Origin of the sequence: Paraburkholderia sp. BL18I3N2 (assembly GCF_003001875.1) — a bacterium.
Classification (GTDB): Bacteria; Pseudomonadota; Gammaproteobacteria; order Burkholderiales; family Burkholderiaceae; genus Paraburkholderia; species Paraburkholderia phytofirmans.
On the sequence record NZ_PVNC01000001.1, the window covers coordinates 1 to 18810 of the forward strand.

Sequence of the window (18810 nt, forward strand, 5' to 3'; positions counted from 1 at the left end):
GAGGCGAAGAAGATGTTCCCGAATCTCGACTGGTTCAGCGCGGTCTCGTATCACATGATGGGCGTGCCCACGGCGATGTTCACGCCGCTCTTCGTGATCTCGCGCACGGCGGGATGGAGCGCGCACATCATCGAGCAGCGCATCGACAACAAGATCATCCGTCCGAGCGCGAATTACACCGGCCCCGAGAATTTGAAGTACCTGCCGCTAAATAGGAGAAAATAGCGGTCGCTGTGCGCTTTCAAAGCGCGTGCAGTTCAACCCGCGCGGTCGCCAGGACCGGTAGCCCGCGCGTTTAACTGAAATTAGATAGAAAGGTTTTCTCCATGAAAAAGCTGATGATCGCCGCCGTGATTGGCGCCCTGTCCACGACGATGCTGACCGTCGCGACTGACGCCGCCGCGCAAACGGCGACCACCACGAAGCCGGCGGCAAAAGCCACGGCAAAGCGCCCGCAGCCGAAGCGCCTGATCAAGCGCAAAGCGAATCCGGCCAAGGAAGCGAAGGTCGATGCGGTGCCGGATGGCTCGGAAAAGTGGTCGTGCAACGAAGGCCTGGCTTTCGAACTGAAGGGCGACATGAAGCGTGACCAGATCGTCACGGTTCACTGGGCCAACAAAAATTACAATCTGCCGCGCGAAGCGACCACCACGGGCGCGGACCGCTTCCACGACGCCGCAACCGGCATGGACCTGGTCGTGATCCCGACGAAGGCAATGTTGTTCTCGGACAAGGACAGCTCGCGTCTGGCCGACGAGTGCAAGACGGCAGCCATGCAGCAAGGCGCACCGGCTCCGACGCAATCGAACGCGATCGACAAGACCAGCAACTAAATATCGTCATCAGGAAAGCTCCCCGATGTCCGCTCCGATTTCCAACGTGCGACCCGACCCGGACTCAGTCCTGGCCGATATCGTCGACTACGTTCAGGATTATCGGATCGACGGCGCGCTCGCGCTGGAAACCGCGCGTCACTGCCTGATCGATACGCTCGGCTGCGGACTCGAGGCGCTTACCTACCCGGCCTGCACCAAGCTGATGGGACCGATCGTGCCGGGCACGATCGTCCCCAACGGCGCGAAGGTGCCTGGCACGTCGTTCCAGTTGGACCCGGTTCAGGCCGCCTTCAACATCGGCGCCATGATCCGCTGGCTCGACTTCAACGACACCTGGCTTGCCGCCGAATGGGGCCATCCGTCGGACAATCTCGGCGGAATTCTGGCGACGGCCGACTGGCTCTCGCGCAGCGCCATCGCAGCGGGCAAAGCGCCGCTGGCGATGAAAGACGTGTTGATCGCCATGATCAAGGCGCACGAAATTCAAGGCTGCATCGCGCTCGAAAACTCCTTCAACAAGGTCGGGCTCGATCATGTATTGCTGGTGAAACTGGCATCGACCGCGGTGGTCGGTCAACTGATCGGCCTCACGCGCGAAGAACTGATCAACGCAGTGTCGCAGGCGTTTGTCGACGGGCATGCGCTGCGCACGTACCGCCACGCGCCGAATACCGGCTCGCGCAAGTCGTGGGCTGCGGGCGATGCGACCTCACGCGCCGTGCGTCTCGCGCTGATCTCGAAGACGGGCGAGATGGGCTATCCATCGGTGCTCACGGCGAAGACGTGGGGGTTTTACGACGTGCTCTTCAAGGGCAACGCGTTCAAGTTCCAGCGTCCGTACGGTTCGTACGTGATGGAAAATGTGCTCTTCAAGATTTCTTTTCCGGCAGAATTCCATGCGCAAACGGCGGTGGAAGCCGCGATGAAGTTGCACGCGCAACTCAACGCGGCGGGAAAGAGCGTGGACGACATCAGCAAGATCACGATCCGCACGCACGAGGCCGCGATTCGCATCATCGATAAAAAAGGTCCGTTGAACAATCCGGCCGACCGCGATCATTGCATTCAGTACATGATCGCTGTGCCGCTGATCCACGGCCGCCTGACGGCCGCGGACTATGAAGATTCGATCGCGCAGGACCCGCGCATCGATGTGCTGCGCGCGAAGATGGAATGTATAGAAGACCCGCAGTTCACGCAGGATTACCACGATCCGGAGAAGCGTTCGATCGCCAATGCACTGACAATCGAATTCAACGACGGTTCGTCATTCGACGAGGTCATAGTCGAATACCCGATCGGTCATAAGCGTCGTCGCGAAGATGGGATTCCGTTGCTGGTCGAGAAATTCAAGACCAACCTCGCGCGCCGCTTTCCGGTCAAGCAACAACTGGCGATTCTCGACGTGTCGCTGGATCAGGCAAGGCTCGAAGCCATGCCGGTCAATGAATACGTCGATCTGTACGTGATCTAGTTAAGTACTGTAGTTCCGCGATCAAACCAAGGAAAACACCATGGCCCACAACCTCCACAAAACGCTCAAGGAATTCGACAGCGGTTCCGGCAAAGGCAAGTTCTACTCCCTGCCGCAACTCGGCAAGGCGCTGAACATCAAGATCGACCGCCTGCCGGTTTCGATCCGAATCGTGCTGGAATCGGTGCTGCGTAACTACGACGGCAAGAAAATCGCCGAAGAACACATCGAGCAACTCGCCAACTGGAAGCCGACGGCCGCGCGCGTCGACGAAATCCCGTTCGTGGTGTCGCGCGTCGTGCTGCAAGACTTTACCGGCGTGCCGCTGCTCGCCGACATCGCGGCAATGCGCGGTGTCGCGAAACACATGGGCAAGGATCCGAAGTCGATCGAACCGCTGGTCCCGGTCGATCTGGTGGTCGATCACTCGGTGCAGATCGATCACTTCCGCGAAAAGAACGCGCTCGATCTGAACATGAAACTGGAATTCCAGCGCAACAACGAGCGCTACCAGTTCATGAAGTGGGGCATGCAGGCATTCGACACGTTCAAGGTCGTGCCGCCGGGCGTCGGTATCGTTCACCAGGTGAACCTGGAATACCTCGCACGCGGCGTGCACAAGAAGGCTGAAGGCGCGGACACGGTGTACTACCCGGATTCGCTGGTCGGCACCGACAGCCACACCACCATGATCAACGGTATCGGCGTGGTGGGCTGGGGCGTGGGCGGTATCGAGGCGGAAGCCGGCATGCTCGGCCAGCCGGTGTATTTCCTGACGCCGGACGTGGTCGGCGTCGAACTGAAGGGCAAGCTGCGCGAAGGCCTGACGGCGACCGACCTGGTCCTGACCGTCACCGAACTGCTGCGTAAGGAAAAGGTGGTCGGCAAGTTCGTCGAATTCTTCGGCGAAGGCACGAAGTCGCTGTCGCTGCCGGATCGCGCGACGATCGGCAACATGGCGCCGGAATACGGCGCGACCATGGGCTTCTTCCCGGTCGACGAAAAGACCATCGAGTATTTCAAGGGCACGGGCCGCACCGACGCAGAAATCTCCGCCTTCGAAAACTATTTCAAGGCGCAAGGTCTGTTCGGTATTCCGAAGGCTGGCCAGATCGACTACACCAAGGTCGTCACGCTGGATCTCGGCACGGTGACGCCGTCGCTGGCAGGTCCGAAGCGCCCGCAAGACCGTATCGAAATCGGTCACGTGAAGTCGACCTTCAGCGACCTGTTCTCGAAGCCGGTTGCGGAAAATGGCTTCGCGAAGAAGGCGGACGATCTCGAAGCGCAATACACGACGAGCAACGGCGTCGACGTGAAGAACGGCGACATTCTGATCGCCGCGATCACGTCGTGCACGAACACGTCGAACCCGAGCGTGCTGCTGGCCGCCGGCCTGCTGGCGAAGAAGGCTGTCGAAGCCGGCCTGACCGTCGCGCCGCACATCAAGACCTCGCTGGCGCCGGGATCGCGCATCGTCACGGAATACCTGACGAAGACCGACTTGATGAAGTACCTCGACAAGCTCGGCTTCACGCTGGCCGCTTACGGTTGCACGACCTGTATCGGCAACGCGGGCGATCTGACGCCGGAACTGAACGAAGCGATCACGAAGAACGACATCGTCGCGGCAGCGGTTCTGTCGGGCAACCGTAACTTCGAAGCGCGTATTCACCCGAACATCCGCGCCAACTTCCTGGCCTCGCCGCCGCTGGTCGTCGCTTACGCGATCGCCGGCAATATCACGCGCGACCTGATGACCGAACCGGTCGGCAAGGGCAAGGGCGGCAAGGACATCTACTTGGGCGACATCTGGCCGACCAGCGAAGAAGTCAACGAACTGCTCAAGTTCGCGCTCGACGCCGACGCGTTCCGCAAGAACTACTCGGCGCTGACCAAGAAGGGCGATCTGTGGAGCAAGATCGAGGGCGAAGAAGGTCAAGTCTACGACTGGCCGAAGTCAACCTACATCGCTGAGCCGCCGTTCTTCGGCAAGGACTTCTCGATGCAGCCGGCCGACAGCATCGCCGCCGTCAAGGACGCGCGCGCGCTGGGTATCTTCGGTGACTCGGTCACGACCGACCACATCAGCCCGGCCGGCTCGATCAAGGAAGACTCGCCGGCAGGCAAGTGGCTGAAGGAAAACGGCGTGCAGAAAGCCGACTTCAACAGCTACGGCTCGCGCCGCGGCAACCATGACGTGATGATGCGCGGCACGTTCGCGAACGTCCGGATCAAGAACCTGATGATCCCGGCGAAGGCAGACGGCACGCGCGTGGAAGGCGGCCTGACGATTCACCAGCCGAGTGGCGAACAACTGTCGATCTATGACGCAGCGATGAAGTACATCGACGCCGGCACGCCGACCGTCGTGTTCGCGGGCGAAGAGTACGGCACGGGCTCGTCGCGTGACTGGGCTGCGAAGGGCACGCAACTGCTGGGCGTGAAGGTCGTGGTCGCACGCAGCTTCGAGCGGATCCACCGTTCGAACCTGGTCGGCATGGGCGTTCTGCCGCTGCAGTTCAAGGGCTCGGATAGCGTGCAATCGCTCGGCATCACCGGTGAAGAAACCTACGATATCGAAGGCCTGGGCGCTGACTTCAAACCGCAACAGGAAGTGACGCTGGTGATCCGCGACAAGGAAGGCAAGGAAAAACGCGTGCAAGTGCTGCTGCGTATCGACACGCCGATCGAAGTCGACTACTACAAGCACGGCGGGATTCTGCCGTTCGTGCTGCGTTCGCTGCTGGCTGCTTGAGGTATTTGCTTACCTGAGTAGTCGCTACGAGCTGTTTTGCAGGAGCTGCGCCCTGTGGAGGACGCAGCTGACTTTGAAGCCCGACCGGTGGTCGGGCTTTTTTTTGCTGCCTACTTTTGAGCGCGGGCTGTCTGGAAGGCGTCGGGGCTGTCGGTGATACGGCGCTGAGTCATGCGGGCGTTCCAGTCGGTGTCGCCTGGCGTGGGTGTGCTGGCGCGCGTTGTGATGTTTGAGCGACGCTGTTGCGCCGCCCAGTCGCGTAGTGCTGCGCGCTCGGCTGTGTCGGTGGCGGACGTTGGGCGTTCACGCTGTTCAGTCCATTCGGTCCGGTCGGACTGCTTCGACGCGGAAGGCTGCGTGGCTGGGTTGGTCGTGCGGCTGAGCGCGAGGCGTTTGTCGACTTGCGGTCTGCTAAGGCGTGCAACTGGCGTCTGGGAATTGGCCTTCGCGAGTTCGATCGGCGCCGTGTGCCGTGTGGACACGCGGCCGGTTGGCCGCGGCACGAGGTGTTCGACGTGTTGCGATTCCGACGCACGGCGAAGAGTCGCCCCCAGTGTCATGTCGGGTGGCGTAGGAGCGCCGGGAGCCGTCGAATTCGGCCTCGAGCTACCAGCCAATGGCGAACTTCGCGCAGTCGTCCCGGCGAATTCAACCGATGGCTGCGCCGGTTTAGCTCGCGCTTGTGGGTGAATCGCCATCGCATTTCCGTCCGTCGACGCGACCGATTGTGTTCTTACGCTGGCCGCTGCCGTCGTCCTGTCGGCATCATGCGTCGTACAGGTGGCCAGCAACCAGGTCAGCGCGATGCTACAACTCGCGAAAATCGCCGCGCCGAGGATATGATCGGAACGGGTCGAACTCGGACGCGCTCCGCCCATCTCAAGGTAATACCGGGCTTCGGCCAACTGCTCCTCAAAACGACGCGAATGGTCAGGTTGCTGCGGTAACTTGTAGAAAAAAAGAAACCTGGCGCCGGATGGAACCGGCCCACGACTCGCTGTTGACGCCGGACGCCGCATCGCATTCTGGATCGCCTGTTGCGCGACGGCGTGTGCAGCCGGGTGTGGTTCACGTTGCGCCGCGGTCCGCGCCTGACGACGCCACGAACCGAAAGGCGGCGGCAAGGCATCGAACGGCCGCGGAATCGGAAGCGCGAGGTCACCTTCGATCAAGGCAAGCGGTCGGTTCATTATGATCTGCTCCGGAAGGCGCGGGACGTGGCTTCAAGTTGCGTGACGAGGCTTCTGGCGCGCGCCGTTAGCGCGTCGATGACTTCAGCGCCCAGTTCCGGCGGCGACAGGCTCGCGCGCCGCAACGCATCCATCAAACTGTGCGCGCCGACGAGCGCCACCGCTCCACTCAAGCGATGCAGCACGCGGTGAAAATGGTCGAAGTCGCTCTCACGAGGTAACGCGTCGAGGCGCGCAAGGTCGTCATTCATTGCTTGACGCCAGTTGTTGAGAAACACGTCAAGGTTGACGCCCTCTTCGAACAACGCGTCCAGGTAACGAATTTCAAAGGGCTCAAAAGGACCGCTTGATAAGCTGTCCGATGACTGCACGACGCTGCTAAAACGATGCGTCTGTGCATTGCCGCTAACCTTTTCCACGGATGACTCCCGTTGTTTGCCGGTGAACGGCGCGTTGAAGATGGCGTACTTGCGCCGTGCTCTCTTTGAAGACAAATACGCAGGAATCCGCGGAAGCCGTATCCAGCAGATCGTTTAGCGTTTGGCTCCCTATGCACCCAGCAGAACAAAACAGGCTCACCGTATTCATAGCGCGCAAACTTATTCGACCAATCGGTGCAAAGTCGCGAACTCAATGAGTCCTGCCAACGACGTGAGGCCGAGTTTCTCCTGGATACGGCTCTTGTATGTACTGACGGTTTTATCGCTGATAAACAAGGCATCGCCAATTGCCTTATTCGACATGCCCTTCGACAGCATCTGCAAAATCACGAGTTCTTTATCCGACAGAAGGCCGATCCTGGCCTCCTCCCCTCCCACTCCGTCAGCGAACGTCATGCCTGCGCCGCCGACCGCCATCGGGAACACTGTGTAGCCGGCCATCACCGCCTCCACGCCGCGCATGATCTCCTTCATTTCCTGCGACTTGCCGACAAAACCGTGGACGCCCGAGCGCATCGCGCGCGGCGCGAATGTAGCCGGGTCGTGACCCGACAACACCATCACGCGGATCTGCGGATGAGCGAGCTTGAGCCGGGGAATCACATCCAGTCCGCTGATGCGCGGAATATCGAGGTCGAGTATGGCGAGCTCCGGAGCGTGTATCCGGGCCAACTCGACAGCAGTCTGGCCGTTATCGGCCTCGACCACTTCTTCTACGCCAAGCAATTGCACGAGCTGCATTTTGATGACCATACGAAACGCCGGATGGTCGTCGATAACCAGAATAGTTGACATTTTTCTTTATCCTTCTGAATACACAGGCATTTCGCCGTTCGCCGCTGCGTGTCTCAAATTCGAAGACGCATCGATGTGCGCGGCATGGTTGCTTGCTCCTGATTCAAAAACACTACGAGCCCGCCGCGACGAGTTCGATCTCGACGCGTCGATTCGGCGCGAGGCATCGCGTCAACACATCTCCCTTTGATTGCCGGCAGTCCACCAGCGGATTCGCACTGCCTCTGCCTTGCGCGATCATCGGCAGGCTCACGCCGTGCGCGCGAAGATATCGCTCGACAGAGAGCGCACGCTGTCTCGACAAACCCAGGTTGTATGATTTGTCGCCGAGGCGGTCGGCGTAGCCGATGATCTTCAACTCGCTCGCGCCAGGAAAGTTCTTCAGACGCATTGCCACGTCGTTCAACTGTCGTTTGCCTGCGGGCAATATGGCGGCGTCGTCGCCACCGTTGAATCGGAAAAGAGAATCGGCCTTTAGCGTGATCTTTGGCGGCGTATTCGCGGCAAGCGTGGCCGTGGGAGTGCGCGCCCGCGCCGGAGCGGAGACTGCGGCTTGCATCGCCTGCTTGCATTGCAGCGCTGTTTGCGCTGACTGACGCAAGCTCTCCTGCACCTCAGGCAAGCGCTTTTCCGCGCTGGAGAAACTGTGCCGCCATGCGTCATGCCCCGCCTGCATCAGCTCGACTTCAGCACACGCGAGCGGCGGCTGCGCTTGCGGACATTGCGCAATGGCGGGATCCGACTTGATGGTATTGGCGATCTTCCACAGATCGGGACGCACCGTCGACACGGTACGCAGCGCGGAATTGGCAGCCGACAACGGTGCACCGTTTTCCAGGCTCATCGTGATCATGGCCGCCTGACCGACAGCTTCTTCGACGAAGCCCCAGTGATCGCCGGCTTGCCGCGCCTGTTGAGCGGCATTGATCCAGCATTGCGCCTTGGCGCGAAAATAGCCGTTCTTATCGCCCGGCAGACGGTCGAGCCGCGTCTGCAAAAGAGCCAGCGCCGTGCTGCTTACAACCGGCGAGTAGGTACTGATCCATTGTGAGTTGGCTGCGCCCGCGGCTTCGTCTTGCGTGACGCCGAAGCCGCTTTGCAGCAAGGTGGCGTCTTCAATGCCGAGCCGGTCTCGTGCGGCGTGGTTTGCGCAAGCCGTCAAGGCCAACGCACACATTAGCACCGTGAGCTGGTGTTTCATTAATCCCCTGCGTCGAGCGCATCTTCTTTTTGAGGGCTCCGAGTATGAAGAACCGCCGATGCATAGGGAATGGGAGCAGTCTTAGATTGACGTTAAAGGTGGATTGATTTTATTCGTTGCCAATGAAAAGCTGTCGTCCGATTAAGTCGATACTCAAGCCTTAACTGCTCGCGCCGCATTTCTCCCACGCAGCCATTCAAGCGCCAATAAAAGGCTAGTGGAAAAAACAATCAGAATTGTCGCCAGCGCGGCGATGGTCGGGCTGATATTTTCGCGGATGCCGGTAAACATCTGTCGGGGCAATGTAGTCTGATCCGCGCCAGCCAGGAACAAGGTGACGACGACTTCATCGAATGAAGTCGCGAACGCGAACAGCGCGCCTGAAATCACGCCCGGCGCGATCACCGGCAATGTGATGCGGAAGAACGTCTTTACTGGATTCGCGCCCAGTGACAAACTCGCCCGCACGAGGTTGTAGTTGAACCCCTGCAACGTCGCGGCCACCGTCGTCACGACAAAGGGCACGCCGAGCGACGCATGCGCGAGAATCAGCCCGATGTAGGTATTGGCCAACCCGAGCGGCGCGAAGAATAGATACATGCCGACGCCCACCACCACCACCGGCACGATCATCGGCGAAATCAGAATCGCCATGAGCAAGCCTTTGCCACGAAAGTTCGCCTTGGTCAGTCCGATTGCCGCCAAGGTGCCGAGCACGGTTGCAACCACCGTCGCCGACGGCGCGACGATAAAGCTGTTCTTAGCGGCCATGCGCCATTCATCGGATGCGATCAGATTCTGATACCAGCGCAACGACCAGCCCGGAATCGGATACACCAGAAACGTGCTCGACGAAAACGACAGCGGCACGATCGCCAGCACCGGCAAGATGAGATATAGCAGCGTGAGCACGGCCAGCGCACGCAACGCGAAATACCACACGCGCTCAACGAAAGACGTATGCGGCGCGAACAAAGGCTTGGCAAGTTTCATCGCAATAGACTCCGTTCAGCCGAGGCTCAGTGACGAGCGCGTGAAGCGTCCGTAAATGACGTACAGCACGAGCGTCGCCGCGAGCAGCAGACCGCCGAGCGCGCACGCCATGCCCCAGTTGATCGTCACGTTGGTGAAGTACGCAACGTAGTAGCTGACCATCTGATCGTTCGGTCCGCCGAGCAAGGCCGGCGTGATGTAGTAGCCGATCGCAAGAATGAACACCAGCAACGCGCCCGCGCCGATGCCCGGATAGGTCTGCGGTACATACACACGCCAGAACGCGGCGAACGGATGGCTGCCGAGAGAGATCGCGGCGCGCTGATAGGTCGGCGGAATCGACTTCATCACGCTATAGAGCGGCAGGATCATGAACGGCAACAGAATGTGCGTCATCGAAATGTAGACGCCCGTGCGGTTGAACAGCAGCGCCAGCGGATCGTGCAACAGTCCGCTGCCGATCAGCGCCTTGTTCACCAGCCCTTCGCTTTGCAGGATCACGATCCAGGCGGCGACGCGCACGAGGATCGAAGTCCAGAACGGAATCAGCACGAGAATCATCACGAGATTCGCGCGACGCTCGGGCAGCGTCGAAATCCAGTAAGCGAGCGGATAGCCGAGCAACAACGCGAAGAACGTCACCGCCGCGCCGATCACAAAGGTGCGGCTGAATACGGCGAGATAGATCTGTTGATCCGGATCGGTCGGAATGATGTGGCCGAACGCGTCCTGTTTGTGGTCCAGCGAAGCCAGCAGATAAAACGGCGAATAGGCGCCGGCGTTTTTCGCAATGGCTTGCCAGTACGCAATGTCGTTCCAGCGCTCGTCCAGTTCGGCGAATTTCGCGTGGATCTGGGCGGGCGTCAATTGCAGCGGCTTGCTGTTGTCGTCGACGAACGGCATGGCGTGTGCGGACTTGGCGACCAGCGAACGGTAGCCTGGAATTTCCACGTTCAGGCGTCGCGCGAGTGCGCCCATGCCGTCGCTGTCGGCGATCGCGGCGAGGTCGACAGCCAGCGCGGCGTAGGCGGTATCCGGTGGCGGCGTCTTGCGATCCCACGCGCTCAACGAGGCCAGCGTATGCGGCAGCGCGTTGACGACCTCGGGATTTTGCGCGGCACGCGTGAGAAGCGCGCCGATAGGCACGACGAAAATCAGCAGTAGAAAAATCGCGAGCGGCGCGATCAGCAGCAGCGCCATCGCACGCTTTCTGGCTTCCGCGGCCTTCAACTCGCGCTTGAGTCGGCCACTTGATTCAGGCGTCGAATCGGCAGCGATCGTCATCGTAGTCACACCTGTCTCCAGCTCTACGTTGGAACCGCGCGCACATCCATACAAAATGCGCGCGCGTCATTTCACGTGTAGAAGGCGCGGCCTCACTCAACCGGCCACGCCCTCTCACACACCGCTAATTACTTCGAAGCCCACGAAGAAAACCGCTGCTCCAGTTCATCGCCATGATCCGTCCAGAACGCCAGGTTCTGCAGCACTGCGTTCTTCCCATTGGCCGGCGAGTTCGGCAGATTCGCAAGCGTCTTCGGATCGAGCGCCTTGATCGCCGCCACATTCACTGGACCGTACGCGATGTTGTGCGCATAGTCCTGCTGCGGCTTCGACGAAATCGAATAGGCAATGTACTTCTCGGCCAGCGCCTTGTTCGGCGTGCCCTTCGGAATCGCCCAATAGTCGAGGTCGTAGATGCTGCCGTTCCACACCACCTTCAGGTTCTTGCCTTCTTTCTGCGCGGCGTCGATCCGGCCGTTATACGCGGTGGACATCACCACGTCGCCCGCTACGAGGAATTGCGGCGGCTGCGCGCCCGCTTCCCACCACTGGATGTTCGGCTTCAGTTCGTCGAGCTTCTTGAATGCGCGGTCCTGGCCTTCCTTGGTGGCGAGCACCTTGTAGACATCCTTCGGCGCTACGCCGTCGGCCATCAACGCGAATTCGAGGTTGTAGCGCGCGCCCTTGCGCATCGCCCGCTTGCCGGGGAATTTCTTGACGTCCCAGAAATCGGCCCAGCCGGCCGGCGCCGTCTTCAGCTTGTCGGCGTTGTACGCGAGCGCGGTCGACCACACGAAGAAGCCCACGCCGCAAGTTTGCGGTGCTTCGGGAATCAGATCCGACTTCTTGCCGATCTTCGACCAGTCGAGTTTCTCGTACAGCCCCTCATCGCAACCACGGCCGATATCGCCCGATTCGACTTCCACCACGTCCCAATTCACATGCTTGGCTTCGACCATCGCCTTCACTTTGGCCTGCTCGCCGTTGTATTCGACGGCGGTAACTTTATTGCCGGTCTCTTTTTCGAACGGCTGGTTGAATGCAAGCTTTTGCGCGTCGCCATTCGCGCCGCCGAAATTGACGACCGTCAATTCCGCTGCATTGACTTGCGCGGCGCCCAGCGCGAGCGCCACAGCACCGACAGCGATGGCGCAGCGCGATTTCCCGATCTTGCTCATGGTGTGTTGCTCTCCTTTGGTGGTGTGCTTCAGTACGTTCAGTGCGACTTTGTTATGTGCTGCTTGACCTGCTCTGCCCGCGTTGAACACATTGCGTATTCGACGCGTTCACGCCCCTGCGAAAACCCGCAGATGCTCGGGTGCGAATTCGAGTGCGACCGGCGCGCCGGGCGCGAAGGTGTCCAGTACGCCGGTGCCAAGCGGCACCTTCACGAAGCACTCGTCCTGTTGCGGCAGACCACAACGCATGCGCACGTGGTCGCCGAAATAGATCAGCCCGCGCGCTTCACCGGCGAGCGAATTGGCGCCCGGACGTGACAATCCGTTGGCGAGCTTCATGCGCTCGGGCCGGATGCACGCGACCGCCGGCGTGCCCGCTCGCGCGCCGCCGATATTGCGACCGGTAAGGCGCGTGCCGTCGATCAGATGAAATTCGCAATACTCACCGTCGACGTTCGCGATCGTGCCGCGCAGCTTGTTGCTGTCGCCGATGAAGTTCGCCACGAACTCATTGCACGGCGATTCGTACAGACGATCCACGGTGTCGAGTTGCTGCACGATGCCTTTATCGAATACGGCGACGCGATCGGACATGGTCAACGCCTCGCCCTGATCGTGCGTGACGTACACGAACGTGACGCCGAGTTTCTCGTGCAGTGATTTAAGTTCGTACTGCATATGTTCGCGCAACTGTTTATCCAGTGCGCCGAGCGGCTCGTCCATCAGCACGAGTTTCGGTTCGAACACCAGCGCGCGGGCGAGCGCGATACGCTGTTGCTGGCCGCCGGAAAGCTGCGCCGGATAGCGCTTCGCGAAGCTCTCCATGCGCACCATCTTGAGCGCGTTATTCGTGCGATGCGCGCGCTCCTCCGCCGAAATCTTGCGCACGGTCAGCGGATACGCGACGTTCTGCTGCACCGTGAGATGCGGGAACAGCGCGTAGTTCTGAAACACCATGCCGATGTTGCGCTTGTGCGGCGGCACGGTATTGAGCAGCGTGCCGTCCAGCCAGATTTCGCCGCCGGTGGGAAATTCGAAACCCGCCAGCATCATCAGACAGGTGGTCTTGCCCGAACCGGACGGCCCGAGCAGCGTCAGGAATTCGCCCTGATAGATATCCAGATCGAGCTGTTTGACGACCAGCGTTTCGCCGTCGTAGGTCTTGCGAACACCTCGAAAGCTGACGATCACGTCTTCGGTTTTCATCGTCCAAGTCTCCTCTGCGGTCCGGCTGGCTCCCGTGCAACGCAGCGGGATTGCATCAATTGCGTGGCTCACTATAGACCGTTACGGTTCTACAATATGGAACCATTTCATTATTCCGGATAGAACCACTTGGACACCGTGATCTTGTCGGATTGGCTCGCCGCGCGGCTCGACCGCGCGGCGGCCGAACCAGTCTACCGGCAGACGTTGCGGCTCATGCAGCAGGCGATCCTGACCGGCCAGTTGCCGCCGGGTACCAAGCTGCCCAGCTCGCGCACGCTCGCCGAAGACCTCGGCATTGCGCGCAACACGGTGCTGCACGTCTACGACCAGTTGACCGCCGAAGGCTATGTGATCTCGACCACCGGCAGCGGCACCTATGTCGCCGACACGCGCCCGGACACGGCCGCCGTGAACATGCGCAGGAAGCCGGCAGTGGCGAGCGTCGACAAAGAAGACAGCACAGCCAGGGAAACCACCAAGCCGCCGAAACGCGATCTGGGCGACCTGTCGACTCGCGGACGGCGTCTGATCGACAAAGCCGGCGTGTCCGCCAAACAGTGGGGGGCGTTCATGCCGGGCGTGCCCGACGTCGCGGAATTTCCGGCGCGCACGTGGAGCCGCCTGCAGGCTCGTTTATGGAAGGAAGCCAATCCCGATCTGCTCACTTACGCGCCCGGCGGCGGCTATCGGCCATTACGGCGGGCGTTGTCGGATTACCTGCGCGTGGCGCGTTCGGTGAATTGCACGCCGGATCAGATCATCATCACCACGGGCATTCATCAATCGATCGACCTGGCGGTGCGCCTATTGACCGATGTCGGCGACCGCGCGTGGGTGGAAGAACCGTGCTATTGGGGCGCACGCAGCGTCCTGCAGTCATCGGGGATTACCCTCGTGCCCGTGCCGGTAGATGACGAAGGCCTGAATCCGAGCGAACAGGACTTGCAACAGCCGCCGCGGCTCGCGCTCGTCACGCCATCGCATCAGTATCCGCTCGGCATGGTGATGAGCCTCGCGCGCCGCCGCACGCTGCTCGAATATGCGCGTCAGCACAATGTGTGGATCATCGAGGACGACTACGACAGCGAGTTCCGCTACGGCAGCCGTCCGCTCGCATCGCTGCAAGGACTCGACGAAGCCGGCCAGGTGATCTACGTCGGCAGTCTGGGGAAGATGCTGTTTCCGGGCTTGCGGATCGGCTACATGATCGCGCCGGAGCATCTGGTGGACACGTTCCGCACGGGCGTGGCCGAGTTGTACCGCGAAGGTCAGTTGATGCAGCAGGCGGTGATGACCGACTTCATCATGGACGGCCATCTCACCTCGCACGTTCGGCGCATGCGTGCGCTATACGGTGAGCGGCGGCAAATTCTGATCGATGCGATCACCGCGCGCTTCGGCAGCGAACTGCCGGTGATGGGCGACGAGGCCGGCCTGCATCTGGTGCTCGGCCTGCCGGATCACGCCAACGATCGCGCGGTGACCGCCGCCGCTTATGACGCCGGCGTGATCGTGCGTCCGCTCGCGAGCTATTACAGCAGCGATACGCCCGCGCGTCGCGGGCTGCTGCTCGGTTATGCGTGCGTGCCGAACGACAAGATCGGTCCCGCCTTCGACACGCTCGCGCGCGTGATCGAGCAAACCGCGTTGAAGGCGCCGACGCGCGCCGCTTGAGCGCGCTCACTTCAAACCGAAGTCGACCCTCGTCGTCGCGCCCTTGTCGTTGATGCCGTCGGCGCTCAGCTTCGGCGCGACGATAAACACGCGGCTGCTGTCGATCTTGCCGTCCAGATACTGCTGCACGCTCTGCGCCCTTTGCTGCGCGAGTTGCCGCAGGCTTGCGTCGTCGATCGGGGCGTTGGCGGCGAGCGCGCTCTTCATCTCGTCGTCCGGCAAGCTCTTGGTCAAGCCGACAAAATTGCGCGGCTTCTTGAAGTCCGCCGACTTGTAGGCCTTGCTCAGATACTTGTCGTAGTCCTTCGAGTCGACAGTGACGGTCGACAGATCGACGCTCTCGCCGTTGCCCACGATGTCCTTGATCTTCTGCTGCTTGACGAGGCGATCGACATAGCCGGTGCGCAATGCGGGTTCGTCGACAGCCGGATCGACGCGACCGATCAAATCCATACGGATCGATGGTTTATCGGCCAGTGCCTTCACGATCGTGTCGAGTTTCTGGTTGTCAGCGTCCGTGAGTTTTGCCGAGCCGGGTTCAAACTCGACGTAGCCCAACTCCTCGCCCTTGCCGCCGAACGCGTTGGCGATCAACGAGAACGGCGCGGTCACCGCCTTCTGTAGCAGATTGAGCACGGCATGCCAGATCAGGCCGCCAATACTGAACTCGGGATTCGACAGCGAGCCCGACACCGGCAGGTTCACGTCGATTTCGCCGCGCGAGTTCTTCAGCAGCGAGATTGCAAGACGCACAGGCAGTTTGGTCGCCGTATCGTTATCGACGTGATCGCCGAACGTGAGCTGGTCGATGAAGATGTGGTTGTTCGCGTCCAGCTGATCGTTCTCCAGCTTGTAGTGCAGATCGACGTTCAGCTTGCCCTTGGTGATCGGATAGCCGGCATATTTCGCCGAATACGGCGTGAGATTGGTCAGCTCGATATCGTGCGCGACCGCCGTCAGATCGAGCGCCGGTTTCGCGATCAGCGGATTGACCGTGCCGCGAATCGACAGCGGACCATTGGCCGCCAATTTCGCGGCGATGTCGACCGGAGCGGCCGTGGTGGACTGCGTGCCGAATGCGCCGACGGTGCCCTGAATATTGACCAGGTTCGCCGTGAAATTCGGCTTGATGAAGTTGTCGGTGTACGTCACGCGGCCCTGTTGCAGCACCAGTTGGCCGAAGTGGAGCTTGACCGGGCTTGACGGCGGCGTGGCCGCCGTCACCGTGGCAGGCGCAGCCGATGAAGCAGGCGCAGCCGCGACCGCCGATGCCGGTTGCGGCGTCAACGGCACGGGCTCGGCACCGCTCTTGTCGCGCGTTAGCGATTGCGCGGCACCGGTTTCGTGCGCGACCACGTCCTTCAGGTTGAGCTTGCCCTGCGCGTCGAGCAGCACGCGTCCATAGAACTTGGTGAACGTGACGCGGCCCGCGTCGACCACCGTGCCGTGCTCGTCGTAATCGGCTTTCAGGTTCGACAATGCAAGCGAGCCCCATCCCGCGAACGGGTCGGAAGTCGCCTTGTCGAGCATGCGGACTTCGACGAGCGCCAGGTCGCCGTGATAATTGGCTTTCAGCGACTTCGCCTGATTCAGCGTCAGGTCGCCGTTCCCATTGAGCAGCGCGCTCGCGACCACCGCATTCAGCTTGCTGCCGAAGTACGGTTCGAAGGCCGCCGCGTCAAGCCGGTTGGCGTTCACCTTGACGGCCACCTTGAGCGGCGTCGCCGTGACGTCGCCCTTTAGGCCGAGCGTGCCCTTCTTGTTCAGCGTCGCCTGCAAATCGATCGGCAACGGACGGCTGAGGTCGTCGCTGACGTTCTGCACCTTCAGTTGCAGCGGCGTAATGTTCAGTTTCACCGGCTGCGGCGTGGTGTTGTCGGTGAAATTGGCGGTGGCGTCTTTCAGGTTCAGTTCGCCGATCTTGTAGTGCCACGCGGGGCCTTCCGCCTGCGCCTTCCTGACCGCGTGAATCGCGGTGCGCTGCGGCGCGGCTTCGTGCTGGCCGGCAAGCGCGCTGAGGTTGATGCTGCCGTCTTTCAGACGCTGCGCATCGACCGCAAGACCTGTCGTGTCGACGCTGGCAATCTCGGCGTTGCGCGCCGCCACATCCACCCGCTTGATCTTCACGCTACCTTGCGCGAGCGAGATCAGCGGATTCTTGCTGTCGCGCGCCGCGACTTTCAGCGATTGCAGGTCCAGTTGCGAGTCGGTGACCATCACCGCCACCGGCGACTTCGACCAGTTCGCGCCGACATTGGCGGTGGCGGACAACGCGCCGTCCGTGATCTGCGCGACGGTCGCGGTGTCGATATACGGCTGCAACAGCGGCAGCTTCAACGACTTTACGTCGACCTTCGCGCTCGCGGTCTTCGCGACGAGGCCGAACGCGCCGGCCACGCCGAGCGAGCCACCAGCGTCCTTGAAATCCGTGTTCAGCGTGTAATGCGCGGGCGTGGTGGCGAGCGTCGAAAAATCGGTCAGTGTCACGGCCAGCTTTTGCAGGCCGACGTCGACGGGCCGCGAGGCGGCGTTGTCGTGGACGTTCACGGTGCCGTCATTGAGCACCAGGCGTTTGATCGACAGATCCAGCGGCGGCGCCGTCTTTTCCGTGGCGCTCGAACCGGAGGCCGCAAGCGGCGCGCTCGCGGCCGGTCGCGCCGCAGCGGCTTCAGATGCAGGCGCGGGCGCGAACATCTTCTCGACGCTCAACACGCCATCCCTATCGCGCGCGAGATTGGCGGTCGGCGCGTCGATGCGGATCTCGTCGAAGTGATAGAGGCTCTTCAACGGCTCGAGCGTGGTGGCGGCCACATGCAGCGCGCGCGCCGCGAAGAACGGCGCCTTGCTCCGATCCTGCACGTCCACGTCGTTCATATCGACGGTGCCCGCCACGCGCAGCGAAGGCGCGTCGTTGGAGACCACGAAGTTGAGCTTGAGATCAGTGGACAGTTTGCCCGACTGCACGATCACCGGCAGCTTGGTCGGCACGTACGACATGAGACGCGGCACATCGAGCCCGTCGAAACGCAACGACACTTCCGACTCGCGCGACGCGGCAAACGGCTTGGTCCTGCCGTCGATAGCAAGCGAACTGCCGTCGATCCGCGCACGCAATAGCGGCTCGACGAAGATATCGGTTTTCGACGGCAGCGTGGCGATGAACGGAATGCCGAGCTTCCATTGATCGATCACGTGCGTTGCGCCGAGCAGTTTGTCGTCGAACGTGATCTGGCCGTTTTCGAGCCTGATGTTCGACACGGAGAACAGCGTGGGTTTGCTATCGGGCTTGGCCGGCTGCTTCGAGAATTTCTCGATCAGGTCGCTGAAATTGAAGCGCTGCGCGTCGTAGCGAACAATATGAAAGCGCGGCGAATCGAGCTGCACTTCGTCGATGATCGGCGCCGCGCGAAACAGAGAACTCCACGACGGCTGCACGATGAGCCGCGAGATATCCACGAAGTCGCCCGCGCCGCCGCGCTCGCCGATATGTACGCGATCGGCTTCGAGCTTGAGCGTGTACGGATTGAGCGCAATGCGGCCGATGGTGGCGGGACGGTCGAGTTGTTTGCTGAGCTGTTGCTCGGCAATGTGGCGAATCAGCGGCGGCGCCGCGAAGAAGCCCAGCAGACCAAACAGTACAACGAAGATCAGCAGACCGGTGATGACACGCCGGGTGCGGCGTGACTGCGCGACATCGCGCACGGTCTGCATGGACGAGGCTAACGATGCTTTATTGAGGCTTGCCATGCTCGTGTTGGGTAGTGCGGCGGCAAGCCCG

Annotated in this window: 13 protein-coding genes; 5 read left to right on the forward strand and 8 right to left on the reverse strand. The window is 61.1% G+C overall.

Going from position 1 to position 18810, the window contains the following annotated elements; all coding sequences use genetic code 11:
• The 4 genes from B0G75_RS00005 to acnA form a co-directional block, all read left to right on the forward strand.
• On the forward strand, positions 1-225 hold a 225-nt coding region (locus B0G75_RS00005; RefSeq protein ID WP_308705641.1), incomplete at its 5' end, for a citrate/2-methylcitrate synthase.
• A 101-nt stretch (positions 226-326) separates the two neighbouring features.
• Positions 327-833: a hypothetical protein gene (locus tag B0G75_RS00010; RefSeq protein WP_106299462.1), complete on the forward strand. Its 507-nt coding sequence runs from the start codon at positions 327-329 to the stop codon at positions 831-833.
• A 25-nt stretch (positions 834-858) separates the two neighbouring features.
• Positions 859-2310, forward strand: coding sequence for a bifunctional 2-methylcitrate dehydratase/aconitate hydratase (locus B0G75_RS00015; RefSeq protein ID WP_106299464.1), 1452 nt, complete (start codon positions 859-861; stop codon positions 2308-2310).
• Between the two features lie 40 nt (positions 2311-2350).
• Positions 2351-5068 (forward strand): aconitate hydratase AcnA, encoded by a 2718-nt coding sequence (gene acnA, locus B0G75_RS00020; RefSeq protein WP_106299466.1) that lies wholly within the window; start codon positions 2351-2353, stop codon positions 5066-5068.
• Positions 5069-6257: 1189 nt separating this feature from the next.
• Here acnA and B0G75_RS00030 read toward each other — a convergent pair.
• The 7 genes from B0G75_RS00030 to B0G75_RS00060 all read right to left on the reverse strand — a co-directional run bounded on the left by B0G75_RS00030 (position 6258) and on the right by B0G75_RS00060 (position 13355).
• Positions 6258-6629, reverse strand: a complete 372-nt coding sequence (locus B0G75_RS00030) for an Hpt domain-containing protein (protein ID WP_146142466.1) — start codon at positions 6627-6629, stop codon at positions 6258-6260.
• A 228-nt stretch (positions 6630-6857) separates the two neighbouring features.
• On the reverse strand, positions 6858-7493 hold the full coding sequence (locus B0G75_RS00035) for a response regulator transcription factor (protein ID WP_106299472.1): 636 nt from the start codon (positions 7491-7493) through the stop codon (positions 6858-6860).
• 112 nt (positions 7494-7605) lie between these two features.
• The gene (locus B0G75_RS00040) at positions 7606-8694 is read right to left on the reverse strand and encodes an OmpA family protein (protein ID WP_106299474.1); all 1089 of its coding nucleotides are present in this window, start codon (positions 8692-8694) and stop codon (positions 7606-7608) included.
• 153 nt (positions 8695-8847) lie between these two features.
• On the reverse strand, positions 8848-9687 hold the full coding sequence (locus tag B0G75_RS00045; protein ID WP_106299476.1) for an ABC transporter permease: 840 nt from the start codon (positions 9685-9687) through the stop codon (positions 8848-8850).
• Between the two features lie 15 nt (positions 9688-9702).
• Positions 9703-10980: an ABC transporter permease gene (locus tag B0G75_RS00050; protein WP_106299478.1), complete on the reverse strand. Its 1278-nt coding sequence runs from the start codon at positions 10978-10980 to the stop codon at positions 9703-9705.
• A 119-nt stretch (positions 10981-11099) separates the two neighbouring features.
• Positions 11100-12149, reverse strand: coding sequence for an ABC transporter substrate-binding protein (locus B0G75_RS00055; RefSeq protein WP_106299480.1), 1050 nt, complete (start codon positions 12147-12149; stop codon positions 11100-11102).
• 108 nt (positions 12150-12257) lie between these two features.
• Entirely contained in the window at positions 12258-13355 is a 1098-nt protein-coding gene (locus B0G75_RS00060) for an ABC transporter ATP-binding protein (RefSeq protein WP_106299482.1), read from the reverse strand.
• A 129-nt stretch (positions 13356-13484) separates the two neighbouring features.
• Here B0G75_RS00060 and B0G75_RS00065 point away from each other — a divergent pair, with 129 nt between their 5' ends.
• Positions 13485-15032: a PLP-dependent aminotransferase family protein gene (locus tag B0G75_RS00065; RefSeq protein ID WP_106299484.1), complete on the forward strand. Its 1548-nt coding sequence runs from the start codon at positions 13485-13487 to the stop codon at positions 15030-15032.
• A 6-nt stretch (positions 15033-15038) separates the two neighbouring features.
• Here the strand turns inward: B0G75_RS00065 and B0G75_RS00070 are convergent, their stop codons facing one another.
• Positions 15039-18779, reverse strand: coding sequence for a DUF748 domain-containing protein (locus tag B0G75_RS00070; RefSeq protein ID WP_106299487.1), 3741 nt, complete (start codon positions 18777-18779; stop codon positions 15039-15041).
• Between the last annotated feature and the right edge of the window lie 31 nt (positions 18780-18810).

Bases quoted from the DNA above. Each gene is read 5' to 3' on its own strand.
- B0G75_RS00015 (WP_106299464.1), top strand. From the start codon at position 859: ATGTCCGCTCCGATTTCCAACGTGCGACCCGACCCGGACTCAGTCCTG.
- B0G75_RS00010 (WP_106299462.1), top strand. From the start codon at position 327: ATGAAAAAGCTGATGATCGCCGCCGTGATTGGCGCCCTGTCCACGACG.
- B0G75_RS00070 (WP_106299487.1), bottom strand. From the start codon at position 18,779: ATGGCAAGCCTCAATAAAGCATCGTTAGCCTCGTCCATGCAGACCGTG.
- acnA (WP_106299466.1), top strand. From the start codon at position 2,351: ATGGCCCACAACCTCCACAAAACGCTCAAGGAATTCGACAGCGGTTCC.
- B0G75_RS00040 (WP_106299474.1), bottom strand. From the start codon at position 8,694: ATGAAACACCAGCTCACGGTGCTAATGTGTGCGTTGGCCTTGACGGCT.
- B0G75_RS00035 (WP_106299472.1), bottom strand. From the start codon at position 7,493: ATGTCAACTATTCTGGTTATCGACGACCATCCGGCGTTTCGTATGGTC.
- B0G75_RS00055 (WP_106299480.1), bottom strand. From the start codon at position 12,149: ATGAGCAAGATCGGGAAATCGCGCTGCGCCATCGCTGTCGGTGCTGTG.
- B0G75_RS00045 (WP_106299476.1), bottom strand. From the start codon at position 9,687: ATGAAACTTGCCAAGCCTTTGTTCGCGCCGCATACGTCTTTCGTTGAG.
- B0G75_RS00060 (WP_106299482.1), bottom strand. From the start codon at position 13,355: ATGAAAACCGAAGACGTGATCGTCAGCTTTCGAGGTGTTCGCAAGACC.